Source organism: Arthrobacter sp. UYEF3, from assembly GCF_040546245.1.
Classification (GTDB): domain Bacteria; phylum Actinomycetota; class Actinomycetes; order Actinomycetales; family Micrococcaceae; genus Arthrobacter.
The window spans coordinates 1-6,323 of the sequence record NZ_JBEPNK010000050.1; the positions used below are offsets into that span (position 1 = coordinate 1).

6 protein-coding genes and 1 pseudogene are annotated in these 6,323 nt (G+C 66.6%); all 7 read right to left on the bottom strand.

Features of this window, described 5'->3' with window-relative positions; all coding sequences use genetic code 11:
- Positions 1-267: 267 nt before the first annotated feature.
- The gene (locus ABIB14_RS18520; RefSeq protein ID WP_354237366.1) at positions 268-1,329 is read right to left on the bottom strand and encodes an NAD-dependent epimerase/dehydratase family protein; all 1,062 of its coding nucleotides are present in this window, start codon (positions 1,327-1,329) and stop codon (positions 268-270) included.
- Complete coding sequence (locus tag ABIB14_RS18525) at positions 1,329-2,207, bottom strand: MTAP family purine nucleoside phosphorylase (RefSeq protein ID WP_354237367.1); 879 nt, start codon at positions 2,205-2,207, stop codon at positions 1,329-1,331. The genes ABIB14_RS18520 and ABIB14_RS18525 overlap by 1 nt, the downstream gene beginning before the upstream one ends.
- 50 nt (positions 2,208-2,257) lie before the next feature.
- A complete protein-coding gene (locus ABIB14_RS18530) occupies positions 2,258-3,730 on the bottom strand; it encodes a glycosyltransferase family 87 protein (RefSeq protein ID WP_354237368.1) in 1,473 nt (490 codons plus the stop codon).
- Positions 3,727-4,434 (bottom strand): methyltransferase domain-containing protein, encoded by a 708-nt coding sequence (locus ABIB14_RS18535; RefSeq protein ID WP_354237369.1) that lies wholly within the window; start codon positions 4,432-4,434, stop codon positions 3,727-3,729. The genes ABIB14_RS18530 and ABIB14_RS18535 overlap by 4 nt, the downstream gene beginning before the upstream one ends.
- On the bottom strand, positions 4,431-5,099 hold the full coding sequence (locus ABIB14_RS18540; RefSeq protein WP_354237370.1) for a TIGR04282 family arsenosugar biosynthesis glycosyltransferase: 669 nt from the start codon (positions 5,097-5,099) through the stop codon (positions 4,431-4,433). The genes ABIB14_RS18535 and ABIB14_RS18540 overlap by 4 nt, the downstream gene beginning before the upstream one ends.
- Before the next feature lie 8 nt (positions 5,100-5,107).
- A complete protein-coding gene (locus ABIB14_RS18545; protein ID WP_354237371.1) occupies positions 5,108-5,824 on the bottom strand; it encodes a glycosyltransferase family 2 protein in 717 nt (238 codons plus the stop codon).
- Between the two features lie 157 nt (positions 5,825-5,981).
- Positions 5,982-6,323: pseudogene (locus tag ABIB14_RS18550) on the bottom strand (hypothetical protein); the annotation flags it as partial.

Genomic DNA, 6,323 nt, shown 5'->3' on the forward strand with positions numbered 1-6,323 from the left:
AATCCCCGGCGGGGCCGGCGTTTGTCTGTCAGGAGTACTTCGACAACAAACCCGCCCCGGATGGGTTCCCCACATACCGTGATCAATCCGTTACGCCGGTTCCTGTACGTGCGGCGGCATCAGCCGGCGCAGACACTCCCACGCCCACGGCGTCGGGCGGCATTTATGACGGCCCGTCAGGCGATCATGGGTGAAGCATGACCGGCACACATTCCATCAGTGCGCGGCCAACGCCGATGATCACTTATTGACATTCGCTGGGACGTGTCAGCCTGGTTCGCCGCGCAGGGGAGCGGCGGCGAATTCCTGCATGCCGGCGATGAAGCCCACAGCCGGCGCCCAGCCCAGCTCCACCTTGATGCGCTCGGAGGACGCCGTGACGTGGCGGACGTCGCCCAGCCGGTACTCACCGGTCACGACGGGGGCGGGACCGGTGCTGAATCTACTCAGCGCCGCCGCCACGTCACCGATAGTGCGTACCTCGTCCGCGCCGACGTTATAGGCACGAAAGCCAGCGCTTCCTCTGGATGAGAGCGAGTTGACGGCGGCGATGTTCGCGGCGGCGACATCCCGGACGTGAATGAAGCTGCGCCGCTGGGCGCCGTCTTCGAAGACCCGCGGCGCCTCACCCCGGGCCAGGGCCGAGCGGAACAGGGAAGCGACACCGGCGTAGGGCGTATCCCGGGGCATCCTGGGGCCATAAACGTTGTGGTAGCGCAGGGCGACCGCCGCACTGCCAGTGCTGCGTGCCCAGGCGGCGGCAAGGTGCTCCTGGCTGACTTTCGATGCCGCGTAAACGTTCCGCGGATCAAGGGGCGCTTCCTCGGTGACCATCGCGGGGACAAGGACATCTCCTGTTTCCGGGTTGCGGGGATCGTAGATGCCGGCGCGCAGGTCAGCCTCCGCGCGGGGACCGGGCCTGGCGGGCAGGCCGGTCCTAGAGTCCGTGTAGGCGCCCTCGCCGTAGACCACCATCGAGGAGGCCAGGACCAGGCGGGTAATGCTCCGGCGCTCCATGGCGGCCAGAAGGACGGCCGTGGCGTAGTCGTTGTTGCGGATGTAGTCCGGCGCGTCAGCGAAGCTGACCCCCAGCCCGACCTTCGCGCTTTGGTGGCAGACAGTGTCGATACCCTCCAATGCTGAATCGACCGTGGCCGCGTCCGTGACGTCGCCGATCACAAACTCCACCCGCGGGTCAAAGATCGGCGGCCGGGGGTGAAGACCGGGGTCCAGCGAGTCCACGACCCGCACGGTCCAGCCCCGGGCCAGGGCTGCCTCGACGATGTGGGAACCGATGAAGCCGGCTCCGCCGGTGACGAGGAGTCTCATCAGACGGTCGCAGCTTCCCGGATGGCGGGGAGCGCCATGATCCTGCGCACGGCTTCCGGGTCCATCAACGGCCGGGCGGAGTAGTCTTCACCGATCGCGGCGACAGTCGCTTCGAGGACAGCCAGTACATTCTGCTGGGCGTCCTTGAGCCGCGAGAAGACAGCGTTGGCCGTCACCGGATCGGAACCGTCGTGTCCGGTGTCGGAATCGGTGATGAAGGCCAGATTGGCGAAACCCATGTTCAATTCGGCGGCCAGAACGGGTTCGGGGTACTGGGTCATGCTGATGATGTCGGCACCGCCGGTGACGTACCAGGCCGACTCGGCCTTCGTTGAAAAGCGCGGTCCGTTGATCACCACTACTGTTCCTTGCCGGGCGTAGGGAAGGTGATGCGCCGCCAGAGCGGCGTCCAGGTGTGAACGTAGAGTCGGGCAAAACGGTTCTGACGCCGGCAGGTGCTGGACGCCGGCGGGGGCGACGCCGTCGGCGACGGTGCCGTCAAAGAATGTGTCGGCACGTCCCCAGGTACGGTCGATCAGTTGGTCTGTCACGACGAAGGTCTCAGGTCCGAAGCCTTCCCGCAGCCCGCCCACGGCCGAGGACGAGAGCACTGCCTGGACTCCGAGGTTCTTGAGTGCCCAAAGGTTGGCGCGGTTGTTGATCTTCTGGGGCGGGAGCGAATGTTCACCGCCGTGGCGGGGGAGGAACGCTACGGTCCGTCCGGCCACGTCGGCGAGCGTCACGGGCCCCGAGGGCGGACCGTAGGGGGTGTCGACGTCGACGGTGGCGAGGACCGTTGCGCCGGGGAGCCGGTAGGTTCCGGAGCCGCCGATGATGCCGATGCGCGCCTGCGGCGCGTCGGGAAATGGTGTGTCCATGGTGCAATCCTGCCATTCGGGGGAACTGGTGGTGGGGGGACGGGTGCCGTTCACTGGGTTGAAATCACTTGGCCCTGCGATTCGGACCGGAGGCCGTCGACGGCGGCTCGTCGAAGCTCGCCGCGGCGCCGCAGCCAGGCCCCTGCGGCGATGGCTGCGGCCGCCATGAGAAGCACGATCTGATCCAGCGGCCCAGTCAGGGGTGCGACGGTAGGGACCATGTAGATGAAATCCAGGGCAAGGATCACACCCATGTGCTCCCACCGCCGGCTCAGGACGATGAACGGCAACAGCATCAGCGCATACCAAGGGTAGTTCGGGCTGACAATGAGCAACGTCAGCCCGATCATGACGGTCTGCTGCTCCCAGACATTGGCTGCGCGTGTTTGCCGCAGCACGACGAGAGCAACGATGGCCAGTGCGGCGGCGCTGAGGACCGGCGGCCAGGGGCCGGCGGAGATGATCTGCGCGAGGCTGAATCGGACCCCGCCGCTCTGGCTGTAGCCCTCCTCTTTGAGATAGCCGGGCAGGAACCCCAGAACGCCGGCCCCGGCCACTGCCAGATAGGGCACGTAAAGCAGGATGAATGTCAGGACAGCAGCGGCAATGAAGCGGACCGGGCGCCGGAACAACAACGCGGGGGCCGCAATGACCGGAATGAGCTTCGTTGCCACGGCGGCCCCGAAGGCTACTCCCGAGCGGAGAGGCCTGCCGCCAGCCATCAGCATTCCGGCAGCGAGCATCAAGGCGGCGCCCAATACGTCAACGTGGGCGTTGTTGACGGCCTCAAGTTGCACGAACGGGCTCCAGCCCCATACGGCGGCGAGGTGCAACGGCAGGCCGCGTTTGGCCAGAGCGGCGAGCAGCATCACCACGACGGCCGCGCTGATGAGCAGCCCTCCGAGCTGGAAGGGAAGGTAGCCGACCGAGTCCGGGACGGCGGCCCGCACACCAAAAAAGTAGATTTCGGCCGTCGGCGGATAGATGGTGGGCACATGGGGCCGGTTGATGGCGGTGCACAACGGAGTGCCGGACGGATAGCCGAAGGCCGAGACGGACTCCGTGCCGAACAAGTCCTTGGCACATAGTGGCCTGCCATCGGCGCCGGGAGCGCCGGGCGCGAAAAGCCACCCCGGCCGCAGGTTGGCGAGAGTCTCATCGACGGGCACAAACGAATACGGGGAGTTTCCCGCCTTTTGCACGATCCCGTCCCACGCGTACCGGGCAGAGTCGTTGCTGGTCCGGGGAGGGGCGCTCACCGCAACGAGGCCGAGGAGTACCGTGCCTGCGATGATCAGGGCGCCGACCTGCCGCCGAGGCACGTGCCGCAGGAGGCTCAGGGCCGCAACCAGAACCAGCCACGAAAGGCAGGTGCCGACAATCGGTGCGGATTCGAACGGGTTTCCGGGCAGAACCATCCACCACAGCACGGCCGCGGCCACGACGAACAGCGCGGGCAGGACGACGAACAACCGGAGCCGGGTGCCGGCCACACCGGTTGATGAGGGGGGAGCGGCGTTCACCGCATGATCCTGTCAGGCATCCTGGCGGGCGACAGGCGGCAAAAGACGCGGCCCTGAACGCGTTGTATGGAGGTAACGGTCCACCCGCTGCGCTCTGCCCGGGACACGAGCCCCGCGCTGCCCGTCCGGGCCCACCGGAAAGACTCGCTTTGGTTTCCGTTCTGGTCCTCCAGCACGGCGGAATAGACGACGTCCAGGTCCTCGTCGGCTTCCACCTCGGCCAGGACCGTCCCGTAAGGGGAGATGAGCTGGCTGCATCGGCGCAGCAGGGACGTGATGCTTCCGCCGATGCCGATGTTGCCGTCCAGCAGAATGACTGACTGCCACAGACCGGAGTGGGGCACAGGGGCGAAAACTGATTGTTCGAGTGCGCGGGCACCGCGCCCGCGCGCCCGACCGACCGCCTCAGCGCTGGTATCGATGCCCAGGGCTGCCAGACCCATTCGCTGTGCGGCGGCCAGTAACCGTCCCGGTCCGCAGCCGACGTCAAGGACCGGTCCCTGCAGGCTGCGCAGCAGGGAACGCTCCAGCAGGCTGGCCTCCTCGCACCAGCTGCGCACGTCGAAGTCCACCGGGTCGGCCTGGTGATGCCCGCTGTCCGGGCGAAGGGTCAGAGTGCCGGAGCCGTTCGCCAGCGCCCGGGCGTATGGCTCTTCGTGGCCTTGGCCGAAATTGGCGGCAGAAGCGACACCGACGGCAGTCATCGGGCTGCTCCGCCGGTGGGTGAGGAGCCCCGGATCTGGAGTGCGGCTTCATCGACGGCATGCGCGAAGCCGCTGCCGGGAATCTTTGCGGCGATCTCGAGTGCATCACTGAAGTGGTCCATATCGCGCAGTTCGGGAAGCATTCCGATGCTGAGCCCTGCGGCGGACAGGCGCGTCAGCTGGCTGGCACCGGTCCTCCCGGTGGACATCGGCACCCCCCGGATCAGCTCTCCGACGGGGTGCCGCAGCGCGAGAGCCCAGAAACCGCCATCCGTGGCAGGGCCCATCCAGGCGTCGTGGAGAGCTGTTTGTGTTGACCAGTCCCGGAGCAGCGGTGCCACATCGTCAAACGAGAACTGGGGGGTATCCATGCCGATAATAAGAATCGGTCCGGTGGCTGCGTCGCAGATAGCAGCGAGACGTTCGTCCAGGCCGCCGGATGACTGCGGCACAACGGTGAAGTTTTCTGCGTCGGCCGCAGCGGGGGTGCCATCCACAACCAGCAGCCGGTTCCGTACCGGGAGCCCCCGGACCGTTTCCAGGGTGCGGCTGAGGCTTAACTGTGCCAAGGCTGCGGCCTGTTCGGGCGTCAGCGGGGGGCTCAACCGGGTCTTCACTCGCCCAGGAAGGCACTCTTTGGCGATGACCGCTACTGTCAGATCCATGCTGTTCCTCATTTAGTTTCTTCGCTGCTGGCGGGATTCCGGAACGGTCCGGAAGACGAAGCCGCCGCAGCCGCCTTGAGCTGGGCTGACATGTCCTGCACCGCCGTCAGCGTTCCGCGGACCGTTCCGGTGACCTTCGATTTGCCGGTGCGAGGGGCATAGGGCACGGGTATCTCCACGATCCGCCAGTTGCGCAGGCTCGCCTTGAGGAACATCTCCAACGGGTAACCGCTGCGGCGGTCCTCGAGACCAAGGGAAAGCAGATCGGCCCGGCGTCCGGCCCGCATGGGTCCGAGATCAGTCACCCGTTCACCGGTCAGGCGCCTGAGCTGCCACGCCAAGAGAACGTTTGCGACGCGGGCGTGCAGGGGCCAAGATCCGCGCTGCGGCTGACGGCTGCCCAGCACCAGATCCGCAGAGCCCTCCATAACCGGAGCAAATAGCTCCGGCAACCGGGCCGGGTCGAGGGAACCGTCGCAGTCACAGAAAGCCACGAACTCTGAAGTTGCTGCGAGCAGGCCTGCATGGGCGGCTGCCCCGAACCCCCTCCGGTCCTCACGGACCACCACCGCGCCCAGACTCGCCGCGAGTTCAGCGGACCCGTCCGTGGAACCGTTATCGACCACGATGGCCCGGTATCCGTCCGGCATGCGGGATAACACCCACGCCAGGGCTCCCCGCTCGTTCAAACACGGCAGGACGACGTCAACCACGGCTCCGGTCATTTTGGACATCCTTCAACGCTAGGGGCTGTGCGCGGCATCCGGCTCCGGACGCGCCACGATCTAGAAAGACAACAGTGCCGCGGCCCTCCGGTGGGGAGGTGCCGCGGCTCTGCCTGCCGGTGCAGACCATGCCTCCGGCAGGTCTTGGTGGTGGGTGTTACTTGGTGTTGACGGTGATCTTGGCGATGCCGACGAGCATGCCGGCCTTCACGGCGTCGGTCTTGAACGTCTTGTTCAGCAGGCCGGCGGCGGTGTCGGAGATCAGCACGCGGGTGCCTTCCAGGATCGCGGTGTCGCCGGCCTTCGCGAGGGGCTTGAGGGTGGAGCCGTCGAGGTTGAAGATGTAGGCCTGCTTCGCGGCGACCGTGCCGTTGACCGCGACGTCACCGTAGAGCTTGGAGGTACCCGGGTCGATGGTGAAGTTGGTCAGGTCGACCTTGGTGTCCCCGGAGGTGAGGGAGAAGCCGGAGCCGGCGTGGCTGATCAGGCCCTGCACGAA